This is a genomic window from Roseibium sp. M-1 (genome assembly GCF_054515675.1).
The window spans coordinates 1,045,667-1,067,089 of the sequence record NZ_CM137257.1; the positions used below are offsets into that span (position 1 = coordinate 1,045,667).

Consider the following 21,423-nt stretch of genomic DNA (forward strand, 5'->3'; position numbering starts at 1 on the left):
ACCCTCAGTGACTGCACCTTCCGGGATCGAGCTTGCGCGGGGCTGGCGAATGCAAAACGCCGCTCAAGGGAGCGGCGTTCTGAAAATCGGATTATCGGATCGCTGGATCCGGCAGGGACTATTGAACGACAAGTTCCGCCTGCAATGCCCCGGCCGTCTTGATGGCCTGGAGGATTGCGATGATGCCGGTCGGACGCAAACCGATCCGGTTGAGGCCGCGTACCAGGGTCGGCAGATCCGTGCCACCAACGACGGCAAGCTGGCCGCCGGTTTCCTGGGCATCGACATAGGTTCTCGGCACCACGACCGTCTCGCCGTTCTGCGAGAATGGCGAGGGTTGCGAAACCTCGGCCGCTTCGGTGATGCGGACCGTCAGGTTGCCATGCGTGATCGCGACAGTCGAAATCTGAACATCCTTTCCTATCACGACCGTGCCGGTGCGTTCGTCTATCACCACCTTGGCTGTCTGGTCGGGTGTCACCCTTATGGCTTCGATCTCGGCAACGAACCGTGTCATGCTGAGGTTGTTCGGTGGGGTCAGATCCACCGTGCGGTAGTCGCGTTCCTTCGCCACCTTGATGCCGTAACGCTCACGCGTGTACTGGTTGATGGCGTCGGTGATGCGCACTGCGGTGCGGAAGTCCGGGTTGGAAAGCTCCAGCACCAGTCCCGGAATTTGCGAAAACTTAGCCGGCAAATCTCTTTCGATCAGGCCGCCGTTCGGCACGCGTCCGACGGTGGGAATGCCCTGAGTGAGGCTTTCCGCGTCGCCGATTTCCGCAAAACCGGAAACGGCAACCGGCCCCTGGGCCACCGCATAGATCTGTCCGTCGGCACCCAGTAGCGGCGTAGCGATCAGCGTGCCGCCGGCGAGCGACGTCGCATCGCCAAGCGAAGACACACTGACATCGATGGTCGAGCCCTTGCCGATGAAGGATGGCATTTCCGCCGTGACGACGACTGCGGCGACATTACGTGTCCGCAGCCGCGCATCGCGCACATTGACACCGAGGCTATCCAGCATCGACTGCAGCGATTGTTCGGTGAAGGGTGAATTGCGCAACGTGTCGCCGGAGCCCTTGAGGCCGATCACCAGGCCATAGCCGACGAGCTGGTTGTCACGCACGCCCTGCAGGCTGGCAATGTCCTTGATCCGGACCGTCGCAGAGGCCGGCAACGCCATCAGGACGGCAAGAAGAAGCACGATAATCCGGGTCATCAATCAATTCTCCACGCGGATGGTGCCGTCTTCCTGGACCCTTCCGGAAACCACCAGTCCGCTATCGATGTTGCGAACGCGCACGAAACTGCCGGCGCCACCGTTCTGCAGGGCTTCGACCTGCATGATGATCGTCAGTCCCTGTTCCCGGAACACCAGCCGTGCCGGCTCGCCCCGCCGGACGAGGACCGGCTTTTCGACCGAATTCATTGGGACCGGCTGACCGGGCAGCAGGGTTCGGCGGGCAACCATGCCGACCAGCTGGCCGCGATGGGTGGAAACCGCAAATTGCTGGGCTGTCCTGGCCGGAAACTTTCGTTCGATCAGATCCTGATGCGAGATTTCGGTGCCCGCCGCTATCGTCTGCCGCGGCACGGGAAGATCGACACCGGCAGCGCGTGCGGCCGAACCGGCGAAAAGCGACAGCAATACCAGACAAAGAATACGCAAACCCATCACACTTGCCCCCTTAACGGATGCCGTTGGTAACGGTGCCGGCCATTTCGTCCGCGGCCTTCATGACCTTGGAATTCATTTCATAGCCGCGCTGGGCGCTGATCAGAGCCGTGATTTCTTTCACCGGATCGACGTTGGAACTTTCCAGGTAGCCCTGGCGAACGACACCAAATCCCGGATCGCCCGGAACGCCGGCAACAGCCCCACCGGATGCTTCCGTTTCGCGGAAGAGATTGCCGCCAATCGGCTCCAGACCGACGTCATTGGCAAAGTTCGAAAGGGTCAGCTGACCGAGTTCCCGCGGTGTGATTTCCCCGTCAACCTTGGCATAGACGTGACCGGACTCGTTGATCACGACCTCGATGGTCTCGTCCGGGACGATGATTGCCGGTTCGACCGCATAACCGTCGATGGTCACCAGGCGTCCCTCGGCATTCTTGTTGAAGGAACCGGCGCGCGTATAGAGCGTCTCGTCGTCCGGGCCCGTGATCTCGAACCAGCCACGGCCGTCGAGTGCGACGTCGAACTGATTGCCGGTGTTGGTGAGCGCTCCCTGCATGTGCAGCTTGCGGATACCGGCCGTGCGCACACCAAGGCCGAGCTGGGCACCTTCCGGCACCGGATCCTCACCGCCCCGGTTCGGCACGCCCTGAAGGCGTTCGGCCTGATAGAGGAGGTCGGAAAACTCGGCTTGAGACCGCTTGAAGGACGTGGTGTTCATGTTGGCGATGTTGTTGGCGACAACCTCGACATTCATCTGTTGTGCGCTCATGCCTGTCGCGGCGATCGCAAGGGCTTTCATGGGGTCTCTCCTTTGAATACGCAGGCTCTCACGGGGCTGAAATCAGCCGGTCAGATCGTCATGCGGCTGATTTCCTGGTAGGCGCTCACCACCTTGTCGCGGATGGCAATCGCAGTCTGGAGGGTGGATTCCGCAGCCATGACGGCTTCGACCACCTGCTGGACGGAGGCCTGTCCGTCGACACCGGCAATGGACACGGCCTCGCCCCGCTTGACCCTGTCGATCGCATCCTGTGAGACCTGTGCCATGGCGTCCGAAAAGCTTGCCCCTGCCACGGCACCGGTGCCACCGAGATCGGGCGTGCCGGCGGTGTAGCGCGTTGTGCTGGTGGCTTTCAGGACACCGTCGGTCGACGACGTCAGGGCGGAAATTTCATTGATCATGGTCAGTTCCTCAACAGGTCGATCTGGCGCATGACCATTTCGCGGGCCTGGGTCATGACTTTGAGATTGGCTTCATAGGATCGGTTGGTCTCGCGCATGTCGGCCAGCTCCAGGAGCGTGTTGACGTTCGGCATCTTCACGTAGCCGTCCACGTCTGCGGCCGGATGCCCCGGGTCGTATTCAACGGTGAAATCCGCCTTGTCCTCGCCGATGCCCTTCACCGAAACAAGATTGGCCTGATGGGCACGGCTGAACTCGCTTTCGAAAGTGATGGTCTTGCGTCTGTATGGATCGTCGCCGGATGTTTCACCTGTCGAGCGGGCGTTGGCGAGGTTTTCCGAAACCACACGCAGGCGCTCCGACTGGGCGCGCAGGCCGGCGCCTGAAATCTGCATCGTGGCAATGAGCGGATCGGACATCTTTGTTTTCCCTTAGGATTTTACGGCTGCGAGATACATCCGGTGAAAGGACTTCGCGACACTGGCGTTCAACGAATGATCGCGCGCGACCTCTCCTGCTTTCACCAGTTCCTGTTCCAGACTGACCGAGTTGCCCGAATGGGTGACGGTCCAGCTGTCGGCTTTTTCAACATCGGACGCACGGGCGACTTCCAAGGACTGGCCAAGGTGGCTGCCATGTGTCGCCGTCATGGCGAGCTGCGTCTTGCTAATGACCGTTGTGAAGGGCTCCAGGTCTCTTGCCTTGAAACCGGGTGTGTTCGCATTGGCGATGTTTTCAGCAATCGTTGCCTGGCGAACGGACAGCCAGTCATTGTTGTGAGAAACGAGTTTGGTCAGGAACACAGGTTCCATCGGAGACCTCCTATCGGCTCAGGTTGTCCCAAGTGATAAGCGGCCAAGCTTGCCCGAGGCTGGCTCAAGCAGCCGTTCGAAGCGCACGCGGCGCAAGCTCCACGCAATCTTCGCAGTGCATGCATTGACGACACAGGCCCGTCCGCTGCGTGGCCAACGAAGGAATACCAAAGCGGGAGTACCGCATGTCCATGTGGAAGCTGGGTTGCAGCAGCACATTTGATCATCGACCGGCCAGGAACCTGCCGGGACCGGCTGCGCTGATCCTCGTCCCGATCCTTTCTTTGGCTCCAACCCAGGCCGGTGCACAGGCCAATCCGGATTTCCAATTCAACCAGTTAAACTGCGACGCCTATGCAAGATCCTATGCGGATGCCCACACCTCGGCCGACCCGACGGATGTGCCCTTGGTCGACGGCGCCATGGAGGGCGCTGTTGCAGGTGGCGCCTGGGAGGGACCGGATGGTGCGCGCCGCGGTGCGCGCGTTGGAGCGGCCCTCAGCGTACTAGACACGCTCGGCAATTATCCCGCGGGTTGGCGCGGCCTTTACGATCTCGCCTACCGGCTCTGCCGCAACCAGCAATCGACGATCGTGCATCGCCCCTCGACACTGGGCGAGCCCAGTTACCGGCCCTTGCCCGTGGCTCCCGGAAGAGCCGAGCCGCGCAGGCCCACGCGACCGCTTGAACCGACAAAACCAGAAAATTGAGGCTGTGCCATGTTCTCCTTCCTGACCGCAAAGCGGGATTCGTTAGCAAAGGCCATCCAGCGCCGGCTGCACCCGCGCCAGCGCACCCGGTTGCGGCCGGCCAAACTGGCGGGGCTCGACAACGAATTCATCTGCGACTGTACCATCAGAGACATATCGGATGGGGGACTACGCCTGGTCCTGAACGAAGAAACGGATCTGCCGGAGGAGTTCTATGTCTTTGACGCGGTTCCGAAGACAGTATCTGAAGTTCAACTTCGTTGGCGTGACGGGTTAGCGGCAGGGGTAGTCTATTTGGTTCCACCGGCAAGTATCCGCCATTTCCGGAATACAGGGGTCCAAAAGCTTGCCCAGAGGCTCTATGCCTTAAACGACTAGTATATCAGTAATTGTCCTACAAATTGCCAGGACAGTTGCAAATACAACAATTTTTAAGCAGACGTTTTGACGCCTGCGAGTGGCAATTCAAGGCAAATCCCTCTCAATATTTCGATAGTTCTGAGAAATTGGAACAATAATTCTAGTATTCCCTGAAGATAGATTGTAAGACAGATTCAGGACACCACGCTGGCTTCGCGTTCCGACAAAGGGAAATCGAGGCCCGATTGTTTGAGTCTGCGAATGAATAACAAAAGTACAACAACTTTCGAACTCCCGGACAAAACGCTCACTTCCCTGCCGACCGGCGCGGTTAAAGACACGGTTGAACAACTTGGCAGGCGCATTGCCCACGGCGACTACAAGACCGGTGCGGTGCTGCCGCGCGAAGATGAGCTGGTAGAAGAATTCGGTGTGTCAAGAACCGTGGTGCGCGAGGCAATCAAAGTTCTGTGCGGAAAAGGCCTGGTGCGTACCGCACGCCGATATGGCTCGCGTGTCTGTCCCTTTGACGACTGGAACCTGCTCGATCCCGATGTGATCCGCTGGCACAATCCGAAAAGCCCGCAGGCCGCACGGCTTTATGCCGAGGCCACGGAGCTTCGCATCATCTTCGAACCGGAAGCAGCCGCGCTCGCAGCGATCAACGCAAGCCGAGCCCAGAGGGAGATCATTCACGCGGCAGCAAACGCCATCCATCCGGTGGACAGCTCCAACGATACGATGGGTGCCGACTATGCCTTTCATGCCACGATCCTGCAGGCCAGCGGCAACCTCATGCTTGCCCAGCTTCAGAACCTGATTTACGCGGTACTGATCTTTTCCTATTCGGACGGATGCAGAGACGTATCCGGCGACCAGATCTCCCGCCGAAATCACATGGGCGTGGCTGACGCCATCGTTTCGGGCGACGCGGAAACCGCACGGTCGCGCATGCATGCAATGCTGACGCAAAACAAGGCCCTGGCCGACAGGATCGCCGCTTCGGCAAAAAACTGACGAGACAAAATTCGTCGTCGCCTTGCAGGCTTGTGGCGCTTGCCAACGGGGAGATTCTGCCGTCTCGCGGCACTGTTCCAACGCCACCTCCCCTGGCGGCTCCACTTGGTCATCCAGTTGTTGGACAAATCCACTTTTTCCAGACACAGTGCCGTCGCAGTGATTGAAAATCAGTGATGGCCACAAGGCCGCAGTCTGGACGCCCTATGAGTTTCTATTCGCATGCTGAGCTAACCTCCGGCATTTTTCTCGGCCGCTGCTGGCGGCCGGACGTGCAAGGACCGTCCGTCGTAACCTTGCGCGATGACCAGGTACTCGACATCACCACCAAATCGGCCGCCACCGTTCGCGACATCTGCGAACTGAAAAATCCCGCCGACTATGTCGCGTCGGCCAGCGGCGATGTTCTGGGATCGCTGACCGGGATCTCTGCGGCAGATCCGGCAGATCCATCCCGTCCGCATTTTCTCGCCCCCTGCGACCTGCAGGCGGTCAAGGCCTGCGGGGTCACCTTTGCGAAGTCCATGGTCGAACGGGTGATCGAGGAAAAGGCCGCAGGCGATCCGTCGAAAGCCGAAGCAATTCGTGGCCGCATTGGTGCGGCGATCGGCGACAGCTTGCGCAATGTCCGTGCCGGGTCCGAGGAAGCGGCACGCGTCAAGGCGGTGCTCATCGAAGAAGGATTGTGGAGCCAGTATCTAGAAGTCGGGATCGGTCCGGATGCAGAGGTCTTTTCAAAGGCGCAGGTGCTTTCCTCCGTCGGCCCCGGCGCCGATGTCGGCCTGCATCCGGTTTCGCAGTGGAACAATCCCGAACCGGAAATCGTGCTGACGGTTACCTCGTCTGGCCGAATCGTAGGCGCCGCTCTCGGTAACGATGTCAATCTGCGTGACGTGGAAGGCCGGTCGGCCCTGCTGCTGTCAAAGGCCAAGGACAACAACGCCTCCTGCGCCATCGGTCCGATGATCCGGCTTTTCGACGAGGCCTTTTCACTGGCTGATGTGCGCAAGGCGGAGCTTGTGCTGACCGTCGAGGGACCAGAGGGGTACCGGCTGGAGGGGAGCTCTTCCATGAAAGAGATCAGCCGCGACCCGGAAGATCTGGTTCGTCAGACGATTGGTCGTCACCACCAGTATCCGGACGGTGTGATGCTGTTCCTCGGCACCCTGTTCGCCCCCACCAAGGACCGGGACGTCCCCGGAGAGGGCTTCACCCACAAACTGGGCGACATCGTCACCATCGCCTGCCCTGGCCTCGGCCACTTGCAGAACAAAGTTCGTCTGTCGACGGAGTGCGCTGAGTGGACCTTCGGGATCAGCCAGTTGATGCGAAATCTCGCAAGACGCAGACTTCTTTGAAGCAATCACGGCAGCCCAGCGCCAGGCGAACCGTCAGAGCGACGGCTTCACCATCCGTGCCGGATCGACGATCAGGTCGAAGTCCTCCGCGGAGACATAGTCCAGATCAAGGCAGGCCTGTTTCAGTGTCAGGTCATGTTCAAAGGCATGATGGGCCGCATGGCTGGCCTTGTCGTAGCCGATGACCGGACTGAGCGCAGTCACCAGCATAAGCGACTGATCGAGGAATTCGCGGATGCGCTTCTCGTTCGGTTCCATGCCGTCCACAAGGTAGCGGGCGAAATTCGTACAGCCATCCCCCAGGATCTTCACCGATTGCAGGATGGCGTTGATCATCAGCGGTTTGTAGACGTTCATTTCCAGGTAGCCGCTGGCCCCGCCGATGCCGACAGTGACATCGTTCCCAATCACCTGGGCGGCTATCATCGCCAGTGCTTCGCACTGGGTCGGATTGACCTTGCCCGGCATGATAGAGGATCCCGGCTCGTTCGAAGGGATCTTCAATTCAAAAAAGCCGCAGCGCGGTCCGCAGGACAACAGCCTGATATCGTTTGCGATCTTGAAAAGCGAGACAGCCAGCGTCCGCAGGGAACCGGAAAGCATCACGAGGGCGTCGTGACTGCCCTGCACGGCAAATTTGTTGGGCGCCGTGTAGAACGGCAAGTCGGTGAGTTTAGCGATTTTTTCTGCGGATTTTTCTGCGAACATGGGATGCGCATTGATGCCGGTTCCGACCGCCGTTCCGCCCAGCGCCAGCCCATATACATCCTTCAGGGCGTCGTCGATCCGTTCCAGATCCTGACGCAACAACTCGGCATAGCCCGAGAATTCCTGCCCAAGCGTCAACGGCGTTGCATCCTGCATGTGGGTTCGGCCGATCTTGATAATATCCTCCCAGGCATCGGCCTTCGTCTTCAGGCTTTCGTAGAGCCTGCGCACGCCAGGCAGTAACCGCTGGGTAACCTGCAGCGCCGCGGCCATATGCATTGCTGCCGGAAACGTGTCGTTCGACGATTGCGACAGGTTGACATGATCATTGGGATGAACCGGATCCTTTGAACCGAGCACCCCGCCGGCAAGAGCAATCGCACGGTTGGAGATCACCTCGTTGACATTCATGTTGGTCTGGGTACCGCTTCCCGTCATCCAGACATGCAGTGGAAAATGCGCATCCAGCTTTCCATCGGCCACTTCACCCGCCGCCGTCTCGATCAGTCCGGCAAGATCGTCACGCAGCAAATCCAGTTCCGCATTGGTCTGCGCGGCCGCCTTTTTCAAGATCCCATACGCATGGATGAGTTCTATCGGCATCAGATCGCTGCCGATCGAAAAGTAGCGCAGAGATCGCTGCGTCTGGGCGCCCCAGTACTTGTCTTCCGGGACGTCGATTTCGCCGAGACTGTCACTTTCCGTGCGCATGTCGATTTTTCAGATGTATCACGAGGCCAAGAGAGCAGTTGTCAGGTCGCTGTCAGGCTTTTTCAAACCATCAATCACGTCGAAATGGTGCCGGCCCGGGTCTTCATGATAGGTGGCGCTTGGCCAGGCGTCCGCAAGCAGCTTCGATTGGCGGAGAAATTCCGGACGCTCCCCACCGCCGACCCAGGCGACGACCGGGCAATCGACTGCGGCAGTCTTCAGGGCCGGGCTTTCCGCGATGGCGTCTTCCTCGCTCATCTTGAAGGCATTGTTCATGGCAGTGTTCCGGAGAGGCTGCAGATCATGCAGCCCGCTTATGGAAACGACCTTTTCGATCCGTTTGAGCACCTCTGGTGCAAGGGGGCTGTCGTCGCATACCATCCGCGACACGAGATGCCCTCCTGCCGAGTGACCGGCCAGCCGCAAGCTTCCCCCGACCCGGCTTGCCGCCTTGTTGATGGCCTCGCCGACTTGTCGGGTCATACGGGAAATGGGGACGGCAGGGGCGAGATCGTAGGAAGGCATGCACACCGTCCACCCGTTTGCGAGGCTACCCACTGCAAAATGCGACCAAAAGCTTTTGTCGAAGCGGAGCCAGTAGCCGCCGTGAACGAAGACCATCAGCCCCTTCGATTTTCTTTCCGGATGAAAGACGTCGAATCGATGCCGCTCCCCTTCGCCGTAAACGACATCCAGATCCTTCTTGATCCAAGTTTTTCGAAAGGCTTCCGCTTCCGGTGCCCAGCGTTCCACAAGTGCGTCGGCGTCTGGAATATGCGCCATGTTGGAGTAGGCATCGTCCCAATCGGTAATGGTCATGTCGTTCATTCAAGTGCCTCGGGATCTTTTCGAAATTCGCGGTGCGCATCCTGCACGATTTGCCGTGAAAGCGGAATGACCTATCGGCAATCACACCTTGTCAAAACAGTCACGCCCAACCTAACGTCTCCGGCGAAAGCAATGGGAGTTGAATTTCAAATGACGGAGCGCTGTTCCAACCGGGTTGCCAACCTGGCGCATTTCCTGACCAGGAACGCCGCCCGCTGGCCGCACAGGCCAGCGATTGTCTGGGAAGGCACTAGCTGGACATGGCAACAGTTCGATTCGCGCGTTAGTGCCCTCGCCCATGCATTACGCACCCGATACGGCATCGGGAAAGGCGACCGGATTCTCGTCCAGGCACAGAATTCAAATCAGATGTGCGAGATCATGCTCGCTGCCTTTCGCCTTGGCGCTGTCTGGGTGCCCTGCAACTTTCGTCAGGCACCCGGAGAAACCGCCTATGCCGCGGAGAAAGCCGAAGCTCGGGTCTTTCTCTGCGATGCGGCCTTTGAGGCTCAGGCAGACGCCGTCCGCACGGCGATGCCAGACCTTGCCGGTTGCATCAGCATTGGCGAAAGCGGGTTTGGCGACAGCTACGAAGGCCTTATCTCCCTATGCCTGGGTCAGCCGGTTGAGAACGCGCCGGTCGACCATAACGATCCCTGCTGGCTCTTCTTCACCTCAGGCTCCACCGGCCGGCCCAAGGCAGTCGTGCTGACCCACGGCCAGATCGGCTTTGTCTGCGTCAACTACCTGGCCGACCTCCTGCCGGGCACAAGCGAAGCAGATGCCTCCCTTGTGATCGCCCCTCTCTCCCACGGCGCCGGCCTGCAGATGATCGCGCAACTTTCGGCGGGGTCTGCCCATATCCTGATGCCGCAAGGCGGCTTCAATCCGGCACTCGCCTTCGAGCTCATCGAAAAACACCGGGTCAGCAACCTCTTCACCGTGCCGACAATCGTCAAACGGCTGGTCGAAGACCCGGCAGTTGACCATTACGACCATTCAAGCCTGCGCCACGTGATCTATGCGGGAGCTCCCATGTACCGGGAAGACCAGAAGCTGGCCCTGAAGAAACTCGGCAAGGTTCTGGTGCAATATTACGGCCTCGGCGAGGTGACCGGAAACATCACCGTGCTGCGGCCGCTGGACCACGTTCTGGAAGACGGTCCGGAAGCTCGCATCGGTACGTGCGGCACTGAGCGAACCGGCATCGAAGTTTCCATCCAGGACGAAGAGGGAACCATTCTGCCGCCGCATGCGACCGGCGAGGTCTGCGTGATCGGTGCGGCTGTCTGTGCAGGCTATCTGGACGACGATGCCGCGAACGCAAAATCCTTCGGCAATGGCTGGTTCCGTACCGGAGATATCGGCCATATGGACGAGCAGCGATACCTGTACCTGACCGGCCGTGCTTCGGACATGTATATTTCCGGTGGCTCCAACGTCTATCCGAAGGAAGTGGAAGAGGTTCTGCTGAGCCATCCCGGCATCGGTGAAGTCGCCATCCTTGGCATACCCGACCGGCAATGGGGTGAGGTTGGCCTCGCTGTCTGCGTTGCGGTTGCGGACTTGGCGACGCGTGATGTACCGACCGCAGAGGAACTCTCCGGTTTTCTTGACGGCAAGGTGGCCCGATACAAGATGCCGGCGCGTTATCTCTTCATCGAAGAGATGCCGACCAGCGCCTATGGCAAGATCACGAAAAAGCTTGTCCAAGAGTTCCTGTCGGAAAAGGGCCTGCTGTGAGGCGCCCCGCTCCCGTCAGGCTTGCGGACATCAGGCATCCTGGACCGGTTGCGCAAGATCGATCCCCGTTTGTCCCCTGCCGTGCCGACCCGGTTTCCATTGAAATTGAAGCCGGTGTCCCCTTTCTTGAAGCGCTGGGCACTTTTGCCGACAAGTCCGGTTACTGCTCCGGCGTTCTCGATCTCAGCGGCCTCACGCTGGCACCCTTTGACTATGTGATGCCCGACCGTGCAGTCGATGACCGTCATGCGGCCTGGTACAGCGACACGCAGACCTCCAGGGGGGCCGTCCTGGAAACCGCTGTTGCAATCCTCGGCTGGCGGGACGGAGCCTGGTTTGCGCACATTCACGCCTACTGGTTTGAAGACAGTGCCTGGCGTCTTGGCCATCTATTGCCGCAAACGCTCACCACAAGCCTGGCCGGTATGGTCTCCGGCTTCGGTCTCAAAGGTGCAATGTTCGAAGCCGCCCTGGACCCGGAGACGGAATTTACGCTCTTCCGCGTCAAACCCGATCCGGAGACGGCAACCGAACCGCAAACCAATGCCCTGATCACAACACTCGCCCCCTTTGCGGACCTTCACCACAGCGTCGCCGCTCTTGCCGGTAATCTTGGCGCAGGCACTTTCGAAGTCATGGGTCTCGGCAGCCTTGCCGGAGCGCAGTTTCTGGAAGGGCCGCCAATGACGGGCCTTATCTCCGAAATTCTTCTTCAACCCGGCATCAGAGGTTCTTCCGGCAAGGATCTCTCACTGCCGATCCGGGCAATAGACCTTCAAGGACGACTTTTCAGCGGCACGCTGAGCCCTGGCGGCGCGCCGACGTTGATTACCTGTGAACTCCTCTTGAGGGAGCCGGATCGCGGTTGACCCTCAGACGCCACCGGCTGTGACAGAATTGCTGACATCCGGTCGGCGCCGCCTTCAATTATTAAATCGTGCGACCGGCGGAAACCGGAACCGCAGAAAGATCCACTGCCCATATGCACTCTTCCAAGAACAGTAAGAGAACATTTACCCTTGCAGAACACAATGAGAACAGGTAATGTGTTCTTGATTTGTACCAGACTCATTTCTCGGTCAGGGGAAACCGGCATGTTGACGCGCAAGCAGTATGAACTGCTCATGTTCATTCACGAAAGACTGAAAGAAACCGGCGTGCCGCCGTCCTTCGACGAAATGAAGGATGCGCTCGACCTGCGGTCGAAGTCGGGTATTCACCGCCTCATCACGGCGCTGGAAGAGCGTGGTTTCATCCGCCGCCTGCCCAACCGGGCAAGGGCAATGGAAGTTGTTCGCCTGCCAGACTCAATTGCTCCCGGACTCGGTGCTCCCAGACCGCGCGGCAGCTTCTCTCCGGAGGTGATCGAGGGCTCGCTCGGAAAACCGGAACCGGCACGCCCTGCTCCCGAGCCTGCTGCTGGCGTTACCGAGATACCGGTGATGGGCCGCATCGCTGCTGGTGTGCCGATAGAGGCAATCCAGACGCACAGTCATTCGATTACGGTGCCACAGGAACTGCTCGGGCGCGGAGAGCATTATGCACTCGAGGTTCGCGGTGATTCCATGATCGAAGCCGGCATTCTGGATGGTGACACCGTCCTTATTCGTCGCACCGACAGCGCCGAAAGCGGCGATATCGTCGTTGCTCTGGTGGATGAAGAGGAAGCCACATTGAAGCGCCTGCGCAAAAAAGGCGCGTCGATTGCGCTTGAGGCCGCCAACCCGGCCTACGAAACACGCATCTTCGGTCCCGGACGCGTTCGTGTTCAAGGCCGCCTGATCGCGCTTTTTCGGCAGTACTAGAAAACGCGCAGTCACCGGATCTCTCGGGTCCCAGTTGATTGCTTTCGAAGAAACGATCCGTCTGTACGCACGCGTAGACCATTCCTGTTCTATGGCTTCGCGACTTTTGCTGTTGTTTTCCCCGGATCGGATCTCTTTGCCTTGGCGAGGCTTGCACGTGTCACCGTTCCGGGTCTGTGCCATGGACGCGGCGGGTCGGGAATGGCAAAGAGCAGCTTTGAAATTCCGGACGGGGTTTGGCGGTGATCAGGTGCGCTGCTTTGTGCTGCCGGAATGGTCTCAGGACTGGCTGCTGCAGCAGCGTGGACAACTTCATTCTCACCTTGATCTTCCAGCCATATGGCAACAGCGCCGCGTTTGAGACGCATCTGGCCGTCCAGGACGAGTGCAGCCCCGCAAGATGGCGGCGCGATTAGATCGGTCACGACAAGATCTGACTTTCGGCAATCCATCTCCAGGGCTTCGATCCGTTTGGGCGACGCAATCACGACAAGCTGAGCAGTTTCTGCAGGTTCCACCGCTCCTTTTCTGCCATGGGCCTTGACCACACAGCCGTCAGCGTCGCACTTTCTTTGAGGCGATTTCATCTTGCGCGACAAGATCTCCTGCGACGCTACCCCCTCCGCCTGCATCCAGAGCTCTGCAGCAAACGACCCGGTCCGGCCCGCGTAACGCAACTGGCCCGCTTCATCCCTGGCTGCCAGCTGGCTACCGCGGGCAGCGATCTGAATGTCGGGCGGGCGCGTTTCCACCGCGACCAGAAGACCGGCCAGGAGCGGCACCCCTGCAATCAGGCGTTTTTTGCCAGGAAGCAATAGACCGGCAAAGAGCGCAGCCAGAAGCAGCAGCGCGGCCAGCCCATCGAGACGGCCGAGCATGCTGTCATCCGCCCCCAACCCCGCCGTGAAGCTGGCGATTTTCAGAAGCAGCGACAAACCAAAAGACATGACCGCCAGTGGCAAAGCGGCGAGACCAAACGGCATCAGAACAAGTGCAATAACTCCCATCGGCATTACGATGAGCGAGAAGACCGGCATGCCGAGCAGGTTGCCGACAATTCCGTATGGCGCAATACGGCCGAAGTGGTGCGCCCCGATGATGCCTGTCGCCAGGCCGGCGACAAGTGCCGTAACAAATAGGCCCGCGATCCACTTGGACAGAAATATAGCAAGATGCCGCAAGGCGGAGGGCCGGCTCGGTTCAGAAAAATCGCCGCGGCTGCGTTTGCGCCAGAGGTCATAGACAGCGACGAGGCAAATCACCGCCGCAAAAGACGTCTGGAACCCTGGTGCAAACAGGCGTTCGGGCGCTATGAGCAACAGCACCAATCCGGCAAGGGCAACACTGCGCAAGGTAAGACCTCGCCGGCCGAAGACGATCCCCATGAAGACAATCGCGATCATCAGAAAGGAGCGCTGGGTCGCAACGGCCGCGCCTGACAGCGCCAGATAGAATACTGCCGCCCCTAGCGCGGCCACGGCGGCCCATTTGTGGATCTGCCGGTAAAGCGTCAGGGATGGTATCGCGGCCAGCAGCAACAGCACCACGCCATAGGCGCCACCGGCAAACAGCGCCATGTGCAGGCCGGAGATAGCGAGGATATGGGCCAGCCCCGCTGCACGCAGGTCCTCTTCCTCGTCCTCACCAATACCGCTGCGATCGCCGACCAAAAGGGCGACAATCAAGGCCGTTTCCGGTCCGGAAGAGAGAGGCGCCCGGATCCTTTGCGCAATTGTCTCCCGAACCTGAGCCACCCCGGAAAGGCCCCGCATGCGCAGCGACAGCTCACGCGGACCGGCCGATTGCGCGGGCCCGAAACTGAAACCAGTCGCCCCGATGCCGTCGAAATAGGCGCGATACGAATAGTCATAACCACCGGGAAAGACCGGCCCGGCCGGTGGAAACAATCGTGCCCTAACCCGCACCAAGTCCCCGACCCTGTCGCTGCCGCCGGCAGGCACCCGCATGCGAACCTTTTCGGGAAAGGAAATCTCGTCCGCCGGATGATCGCCTACGGATTGCACGGCAAGCACAATACGGATCCCGGCCGCATCCTCCTGGCGCTCCAGTACCAGGCCAGTGAGCGTGACGTTCATCTCTTCCGCCAGCCGGGGCGCTTCAACAGCAGCCGTTCTGATGGATGCCGTCGTTGCACCACCGGCAAAAGCCAGCAAAAGAACTGTGTGAAGAGCCAGGTTGTTCCTTCGGCGACTGGCCAAAGCCACCAACGCAGCCACACCCAGCAGCGCCGACAACAAGACCCAAGACGGTTCTTCCGGCAAATAGCCGTGAACGGCGATGCCCGCGGCAAAAGCAAAGGCGCACCAAAGCAGCCCCTGACTGTCGCGCAGCCGTTCGCCGCTTTGTGGAATGTCTGCTGAAATGACGACAGTGCGGGCCTTCAAGGTGCTCCATGAAAAAGGGGCCTTGAATCGCAACCTCAGCCTGGATCCGGATATTTCCTCCGGGTACACAGCAGCCGGCGCCTCGGAAGGTCGCGTTTTATTCTCTGCAGGTGGACCTGACGCTAGCGCCACCGCTTTTATCCTCCCGGCCCAGAAACGGCCGCGCCCCTATTTAGCCTTGCCAAAGCCTGTGCTAAGACCGCGCCCAAGATCTGGCGCGCTTTGCGCCGCAATACTGACAGAGACTTTCAAAAAGCACCATGGCACAGAAAATCGTCACGCGCTTCGCCCCGTCACCGACCGGTTTCCTCCACATCGGCGGCGCCCGTACTGCGCTCTTCAACTGGCTCTTTGCCAAACACCATGGGGGCACAATGTTGCTGCGCATCGAGGACACGGACCGTGCCCGTTCGACCCAGGAAGCTGTCGACGCCATCATGGATGGTCTGACCTGGCTTGGACTTGACTGGGATGGAGATCCGATTTCCCAGTTCTCCCGCGTCGACCGCCACAAGGAAGTCGTGGACCAGATGCTCGCGGACGGCACCGCCTACCACTGCTATTGCACGCCGGAAGAGCTTGACGCCATGCGTGAAAAGGCCCGCGCGGAAGGCAAGCCGCCGCGCTACGACGGGACCTGGCGCGACCGCGATGCCTCCGAAGCTCCGGCCGGCGTCGATCCTGTCGTGCGTATCAAGGCACCGCTGGACGGCGAAACCGTCGTTGACGACATGGTGCAGGGCCGGGTCGTGATCCCGAACAAGGATCTGGACGATTTCGTGCTGATGCGCTCCGACGGGACGCCGACCTATATGCATGCGGTTGTTGTCGACGATCACGACATGGGTGTAACGCACATCATCCGCGGCGTGGACCATCTGACCAACGCCGCCCGGCAGACCCTGATCTTCAAGGCCCTTGGCTGGGACGTCCCCGCCATGGCGCATATTCCGCTCATCCACGGTCCGGACGGGGCAAAACTCTCCAAGCGCCACGGTGCGACCGGTGCGGAAGCCTATCGCGCGATGGGGTATCTGCCGCAGGCCATGCGCAACTACCTCGCCCGCCTCGGCTGGAGCCACGGCGACGAGGAAATCATGTCGCTCGACGACATGATCAAGTGGTTCGGCATGGACGCCGTCGGTCAGTCGGCCGCCCGTTTCGATTTCAAGAAGCTGGAAAACCTCAACGGCCACTACATGCGGTCGAGCGATGACGCCGATCTGATGCGGCACTGGAAGGTCTATCTCGAGCATGCGGAAGATGGTGCACCGGTGCTGGCCTGGCTCACTACAGGAAACAACGAACAGACAGCGCTCATGGCCCTGCCCGGTCTTAAGGAGCGTGCCAAGACCCTTGTGGAACTGACAGAAAGCGCTTCTTACCTGTGGCGCCAGCGGCCACTCGATCTCGACGAGAAAGCCGGCAAGATCCTGGACGACGAAGCCCGAGCGATCCTGAAGGATCTGCACGGCGTGTTGTCCGCCACTGCGGACTGGTCTGCCGAACCGTTGGAAACCGCCGTCAAGGCGTATGCAGAAGGCAAGGAGCTAAAGCTCGGCAAGGTGGCGCAGCCGCTGCGCGCCGCGCTCACGGGACGCGGAACCTCTCCGGGCATCTATGATGTTCTGGTCGCGCTCGGACGGGAGGAGTCTCTCGGCCGCATTCAGGATCAGGCCGCCTGAGACTGGCCTGAAAAACAGTCGGCAGGCGCAATTGCTGCGCCGCCGACAGAAAGCTGCTTCGCAGAAATGCGCCTTTGACCAAAGCGTTATATCGGCCAGCTTGCGGCAGTGCAGTAAATGGGCTACGCAAGACGCGAAAATTCTTCAGTGCCGCCCGGCAACCGGAAACGGGACCCGTTTTCAGACAGGTCGAACCTGGCCGGCGCATCCGCTATTGCAAAGGGGTTTCTGAATGGCCGACAACAACGCCAAGCTCAACGTCGGTGGTAACGACCACCCATTCGACGTTCTTGACGGATCCATCGGACCGTCGGTTGTGAACATCTCGTCCCTGTACAAGGACACGGGCATGTTCACCTACGACCCGGGCTTTACCTCCACAGCGTCCTGTGAATCCAAGATCACCTATATCGATGGTGACGAAGGCACGCTGCTTTATCGCGGTTATCCGATCGAGCAGCTCGCCGACCACGGCGACTTCCTGGAATCCTGCTATCTGCTGCTCTACGGCGAACTGCCGACCAAGGTGCAAAAGGACGATTTCGTGCAGCGTGTGACCTATCACACGATGATCCACGAGCAGATGAACCGGTTCTTCTCCGGCTTCCGCCGCGACGCTCATCCGATGGCGGTCATGGTCGGCACGGTCGGGGCTCTCTCGGCATTCTACCACGACAGCACCGACATCACCGACCCGCATCAGCGCATGGTCGCCTCCCTGCGCATGATTGCAAAGATGCCGACAATTGCCGCGATGGCCTACAAGTATCATATCGGCCAGCCGTTCGTTTATCCACGCAACGACCTGAACTATGCTGCCAACTTCCTGCACATGTGCTTTGCCGTGCCATGCGAGGAATACAAGGTGAATCCGGTCCTGGCCCGTGCCATGGACCGCATCTTCATCCTGCACGCGGACCACGAGCAGAATGCTTCCACGTCAACCGTGCGCCTGGCCGGCTCTTCCGGTGCCAATCCATTCGCCTGCATCGCGGCCGGCATCGCCTGCCTTTGGGGCCCCGCCCATGGCGGCGCCAACGAAGCGGCGCTCAACATGCTGTCGGAAATCGGCTCCGTTGACCGTATTCCGGAATTCGTCGCACGCGCGAAGGACAAGAACGATCCGTTCCGTCTGATGGGCTTTGGCCACCGGGTCTACAAGAACTACGATCCGCGTGCACGCATCATGCAAAAGACCACGCACGAAGTTCTGGGCGAACTTGGCATCAAGGACGATCCGCTCCTGGACGTCGCGATGGAGCTGGAAAAGATCGCTCTCAACGACGAATATTTCGTCGAGAAGAAGCTTTACCCCAACATCGACTTCTACTCAGGCATCACACTCCGTGCGCTCGGCTTCCCGACCACGATGTTCACCGTACTGTTCGCCCTCGCGCGCACCGTCGGCTGGATCGCCCAGTGGAAGGAAATGGTGGAAGATCCGTCCCAGCGCATCGGCCGTCCGCGGCAGCTTTACACCGGCTCGACCAAGCGCGATTACACGCCGATCGATCAGCGCCGCTGACGCAATCCGGCTGTTTTCAAGGGCAGCCGGCATTACAGCGACCAACAGAATCAGGATGCTCCCGGGCCCTCCGGGAGCATCCTTTCTTTTATTCCCCAAGGGAACCGCCTTCACCTGAAGAAATTATTTTCCGCCTCGGCCACTCCAGAAAAATAAGAAATCCAGAGCGCAGTCATCGCAAACCAATATTTCCAGCTCACCTTCACCCAAGACAATATTTGGGTTTCTCCATCTAAAAACTACGAACTTTTGATTTACTAAGTTTTTAGTTAGTCAATAATATTTATTTCTCCGAAGTATTTATATCTTCTTTTTCTATGCGCTTAGTGATCCTTGAGAATTTTTACAAATAATAAGGAATCATTGCTTAGCCTAGCTCTCAATAAGCTCGCGTGAAACACGCTCGGGGTCTTGAGGGGTTGATATGAGTTTCCTGAAATTCGCTTCTGATCTGAAGTTTGGCGTAAAGGTCGGCGGCAGCTTTGCCGCTGTGGTTGCGCTTACCGGCATCGTCGGCGGCGTTGGCGCCTATAGCGTCATGACCCTGTCCGAGCGCATGGAAGTTGCCAAACAGTCGACCTCCACCATTGCCCAGCTTCAGAACCTTGCCAGCAAACGGGAAACCTTCCTGTCGACCCAGAATATCGAGGCAGCCAACAATGCCATCGCCGATATCGGTGTTTTGAGCGGTGAACTGGAAATGCTGGAGAACCAGCTCAAATCCGACCCTCAAGCCCAGGTCCCCGTGCAGCAGGCAGCCGAGGCGGTGAACAATTTCAGCACGGCTTTTGAAAAAGTTGTCGACCTTACGCAGGTCCAGGCCGGGAAACGGACACAGCTAGACAGCGCTGTCCAGAACCTTGAAAAGGTGTCCTCCGAGATCCTCGGCAAGGCCCTGATGGCGCGCGATGGCGTCAGCCAGGACGAAAGCAACGCCCGCAAGACGCTCGTGCTGGCGAACAAGGTCGGCCAGGCCGCCGCTGGCTTCCAGGAAGAATCCCTCACTCTCCAGAACATGTTTGCCGCTGCGGCCAACAACGCCAAGCAACTTGCCGAAATCAAGGACCGTGTCGCCCAGTTGGTACCTTCTGCCAAACAGATGGCAGCCAACAGTTTCGAAGGCGTCGATCCGGGCAAGTTCACGCAGTTGGCGACCAAGACCGCCGAACTTGAACAAACACTCGGTAAACTGGCGGAAACCAAAGACTATATTGCCATTTTCGACCTGACCGACACGGCGAAGGAAGGGTTTGAGCAAATCGTCTCGGACGTCAAGGCGATCCGCGCCCAGGCAAATGTCGCCATCGACAACGTCTATGCCCAGGCAGATGAGATCAACCAGCGCTTCTACGTGGTTGACAGTGTCGCCGACACCGTGATGCAGATCGAGGCCGACGCCAATGCCGTCAAGGCTGCCGCCTTCTATTTCATGCTGACGCCCGAAGACACCACGCAGCAGGCGGTTTCGACCGGGATCGAGGGCCTCAATACACTTGCCTCACGTCTTGAGAAAAGCGCCAAGGACTTCCCGGCCATCGCCGACATCGTCCCGACCGTGAAGGCATCGATCGATTCCTTTTCCGGCAGCTTTTCGGAACTCGCCTCCAACCAGTTTAAGCTGGGCCATGAGATCGAGACAATGAAGGGTCTGTCCCAACTGGTTCAGACGAAGATCTCCGAGATTTCGTCTGCCCAGAGCGAAGCCGCTCAGGCCTCCAGCCGCAGTGCGCTCAGCGTGATCAGCGTGGCCTTACTGGCTGCGGTTCTTGCCGGTGTCGGCATGGCGATCGCCCTGAACTTCGCCGTGACGCGGCCGCTGCGCCGCACCACCGAGACCATGTCGCGTCTGGCTGAAGGCAACACTGACGTCGATATCGACGGCATCGAGCGCGGCGATGAAATTGGCGACATGAGCCGCACGATGCAGGTCTTTCGCGACAATGCTGTCGAACGTCTGCGCCTGCAGTCGGAGACCGAGCAGGAACAGCATCTGCGTGCGGAACGCCAGAGTCGCATCGAAGCGCTGATATCCGGCTTCCGCGAAAAGGCTTCCGAAGTCCTGAGTTCCGTCGCCGAGACAGCCCATACGCTTGACGGGACCGCTCAGGACCTGAGCGCCATCGCCAGCCAGAACTCCAGCCTTGCCGACAGCACTTATGGCGTCACCGATGAGGCAACCCAGAACGTCCAGACCGTCGCCAGCGCCGCCGAAGAGCTCGCCGCGTCGATCCAGGAAATCTCCCGCCAGGTGAACCAGACGACCCAGGTCGTTGACCGCGCCACTGAAGGCACTCAGGTGACCAATCAGAAGGTTCAGAGCCTGTCGACGGCTGCCACCAAGATCGGTGAAGTCGTCAGCCTCATCCAGGCGATTGCGGAACAGACCAACCTGCTGGCGCTGAACGCCACCATCGAGGCAGCCCGCGCTGGCGAAGCCGGCAAGGGTTTCGCAGTCGTGGCGGCCGAAGTGAAGGAACTGGCGACCCAAACCTCGAAGGCAACGGAAGAGATCAGTTCGCAGATCTCCGAAATCCAGAGCGCCACCAAGGACGCGGTTACCGCCATCGAGGCGATTACCCAGACCATGGAAGAGGTCAACGAATACACTTCCACCATTGCGGCCGCTGTCGAACAGCAGGGTGCCGCAACCAACGAGATCTCGGTCAATGTCCAGCGGGCGGCAGAGGGCACCGGATCGGTCAAAACCAACATGTCCGATCTTTCTCAGGCCGTCGCACAGACCAGCCAGAACGCCAATCTTGTCCTCGGCGCCTCGAGCGAATTGTCCCAGAAGACCGACATTCTGAAACAGGAAGTCGGTCACTTCCTGGACAACGTCGCCAACGCCTAGAGCGTTTCGCTCTCCAGTTGGCCGCGACAAGCCTTTAACAGAGCG

General features: G+C 59.4%; 19 protein-coding genes. 10 read left to right on the forward strand and 9 right to left on the reverse strand.

Annotation, left to right across the window (positions count from 1 at the left end; genetic code table 11):
* Positions 1-118: 118 nt before the first annotated feature.
* Genes flgI through flgB form a run of 6 tightly spaced genes read right to left on the reverse strand, consistent with a single transcriptional unit; the run spans position 119 to position 3,672 of the window.
* Entirely contained in the window at positions 119-1,219 is a 1,101-nt protein-coding gene (flgI, locus tag ACX3M4_RS04780; RefSeq protein ID WP_459357452.1) for a flagellar basal body P-ring protein FlgI, read from the reverse strand.
* A gap of 3 nt (positions 1,220-1,222) precedes the next feature.
* A complete protein-coding gene (flgA, locus tag ACX3M4_RS04785) occupies positions 1,223-1,675 on the reverse strand; it encodes a flagellar basal body P-ring formation chaperone FlgA (protein ID WP_459357453.1) in 453 nt (150 codons plus the stop codon).
* 13 nt (positions 1,676-1,688) lie between these two features.
* Positions 1,689-2,477, reverse strand: a complete 789-nt coding sequence (gene flgG / locus ACX3M4_RS04790) for a flagellar basal-body rod protein FlgG (RefSeq protein WP_459357454.1) — start codon at positions 2,475-2,477, stop codon at positions 1,689-1,691.
* Positions 2,478-2,527: 50 nt separating this feature from the next.
* A complete protein-coding gene (locus ACX3M4_RS04795; RefSeq protein WP_459357455.1) occupies positions 2,528-2,860 on the reverse strand; it encodes a flagellar hook-basal body complex protein FliE in 333 nt (110 codons plus the stop codon).
* A 2-nt stretch (positions 2,861-2,862) separates the two neighbouring features.
* Positions 2,863-3,279 carry a flagellar basal body rod protein FlgC gene (gene flgC / locus ACX3M4_RS04800; protein ID WP_459357456.1) on the reverse strand — a complete coding sequence of 139 codons (417 nt, stop codon included), beginning with the start codon at positions 3,277-3,279 and terminating at the stop codon, positions 2,863-2,865.
* A gap of 12 nt (positions 3,280-3,291) precedes the next feature.
* Positions 3,292-3,672: a flagellar basal body rod protein FlgB gene (gene flgB / locus ACX3M4_RS04805; protein WP_459357457.1), complete on the reverse strand. Its 381-nt coding sequence runs from the start codon at positions 3,670-3,672 to the stop codon at positions 3,292-3,294.
* A gap of 185 nt (positions 3,673-3,857) precedes the next feature.
* Between flgB and ACX3M4_RS04810 the strand changes: the two genes are divergently transcribed.
* The 4 genes from ACX3M4_RS04810 to ACX3M4_RS04825 all read left to right on the forward strand — a co-directional run bounded on the left by ACX3M4_RS04810 (position 3,858) and on the right by ACX3M4_RS04825 (position 7,117).
* Entirely contained in the window at positions 3,858-4,382 is a 525-nt protein-coding gene (locus ACX3M4_RS04810; RefSeq protein ID WP_459357458.1) for a hypothetical protein, read from the forward strand.
* A gap of 9 nt (positions 4,383-4,391) precedes the next feature.
* Complete coding sequence (locus tag ACX3M4_RS04815; protein ID WP_459357459.1) at positions 4,392-4,760, forward strand: PilZ domain-containing protein; 369 nt, start codon at positions 4,392-4,394, stop codon at positions 4,758-4,760.
* 243 nt (positions 4,761-5,003) lie between these two features.
* Positions 5,004-5,759, forward strand: coding sequence for a FadR/GntR family transcriptional regulator (locus tag ACX3M4_RS04820; RefSeq protein WP_459357460.1), 756 nt, complete (start codon positions 5,004-5,006; stop codon positions 5,757-5,759).
* Positions 5,760-5,965: 206 nt separating this feature from the next.
* Complete coding sequence (locus ACX3M4_RS04825) at positions 5,966-7,117, forward strand: fumarylacetoacetate hydrolase family protein (RefSeq protein WP_459357461.1); 1,152 nt, start codon at positions 5,966-5,968, stop codon at positions 7,115-7,117.
* Between the two features lie 33 nt (positions 7,118-7,150).
* Here ACX3M4_RS04825 and fumC read toward each other — a convergent pair whose 3' ends face one another.
* Complete coding sequence (gene fumC / locus ACX3M4_RS04830; RefSeq protein ID WP_459357462.1) at positions 7,151-8,536, reverse strand: class II fumarate hydratase; 1,386 nt, start codon at positions 8,534-8,536, stop codon at positions 7,151-7,153.
* An 18-nt stretch (positions 8,537-8,554) separates the two neighbouring features.
* Positions 8,555-9,364 (reverse strand): alpha/beta hydrolase, encoded by an 810-nt coding sequence (locus tag ACX3M4_RS04835; protein WP_459357463.1) that lies wholly within the window; start codon positions 9,362-9,364, stop codon positions 8,555-8,557.
* A gap of 150 nt (positions 9,365-9,514) precedes the next feature.
* Here ACX3M4_RS04835 and ACX3M4_RS04840 point away from each other — a divergent pair, with 150 nt between their 5' ends.
* The 3 genes from ACX3M4_RS04840 (at position 9,515) to lexA (ending at position 12,912) form a co-directional block, all read left to right on the forward strand.
* Positions 9,515-11,107, forward strand: coding sequence for an acyl-CoA synthetase (locus ACX3M4_RS04840; RefSeq protein ID WP_459357464.1), 1,593 nt, complete (start codon positions 9,515-9,517; stop codon positions 11,105-11,107).
* A complete protein-coding gene (locus ACX3M4_RS04845; protein ID WP_459357465.1) occupies positions 11,104-11,976 on the forward strand; it encodes a hypothetical protein in 873 nt (290 codons plus the stop codon). The genes ACX3M4_RS04840 and ACX3M4_RS04845 overlap by 4 nt, the downstream gene beginning before the upstream one ends.
* Before the next feature lie 225 nt (positions 11,977-12,201).
* Positions 12,202-12,912, forward strand: a complete 711-nt coding sequence (lexA, locus tag ACX3M4_RS04850; protein WP_459359367.1) for a transcriptional repressor LexA — start codon at positions 12,202-12,204, stop codon at positions 12,910-12,912.
* 89 nt (positions 12,913-13,001) lie between these two features.
* On the opposite strand, the gene ACX3M4_RS04855 is transcribed toward lexA, so the two are convergent.
* Positions 13,002-15,317: a ComEC/Rec2 family competence protein gene (locus ACX3M4_RS04855; RefSeq protein WP_459357466.1), complete on the reverse strand. Its 2,316-nt coding sequence runs from the start codon at positions 15,315-15,317 to the stop codon at positions 13,002-13,004.
* A 260-nt stretch (positions 15,318-15,577) separates the two neighbouring features.
* Between ACX3M4_RS04855 and gltX the strand changes: the two genes are divergently transcribed.
* The 3 genes from gltX to ACX3M4_RS04870 all read left to right on the forward strand — a co-directional run bounded on the left by gltX (position 15,578) and on the right by ACX3M4_RS04870 (position 21,378).
* Positions 15,578-17,002, forward strand: a complete 1,425-nt coding sequence (gene gltX / locus ACX3M4_RS04860; RefSeq protein ID WP_459357467.1) for a glutamate--tRNA ligase — start codon at positions 15,578-15,580, stop codon at positions 17,000-17,002.
* A gap of 232 nt (positions 17,003-17,234) precedes the next feature.
* Complete coding sequence (gene gltA / locus ACX3M4_RS04865) at positions 17,235-18,527, forward strand: citrate synthase (protein ID WP_459357468.1); 1,293 nt, start codon at positions 17,235-17,237, stop codon at positions 18,525-18,527.
* A gap of 424 nt (positions 18,528-18,951) precedes the next feature.
* Entirely contained in the window at positions 18,952-21,378 is a 2,427-nt protein-coding gene (locus ACX3M4_RS04870) for a methyl-accepting chemotaxis protein (protein WP_459357469.1), read from the forward strand.
* The last annotated feature ends 45 nt before the right edge of the window (positions 21,379-21,423 follow it).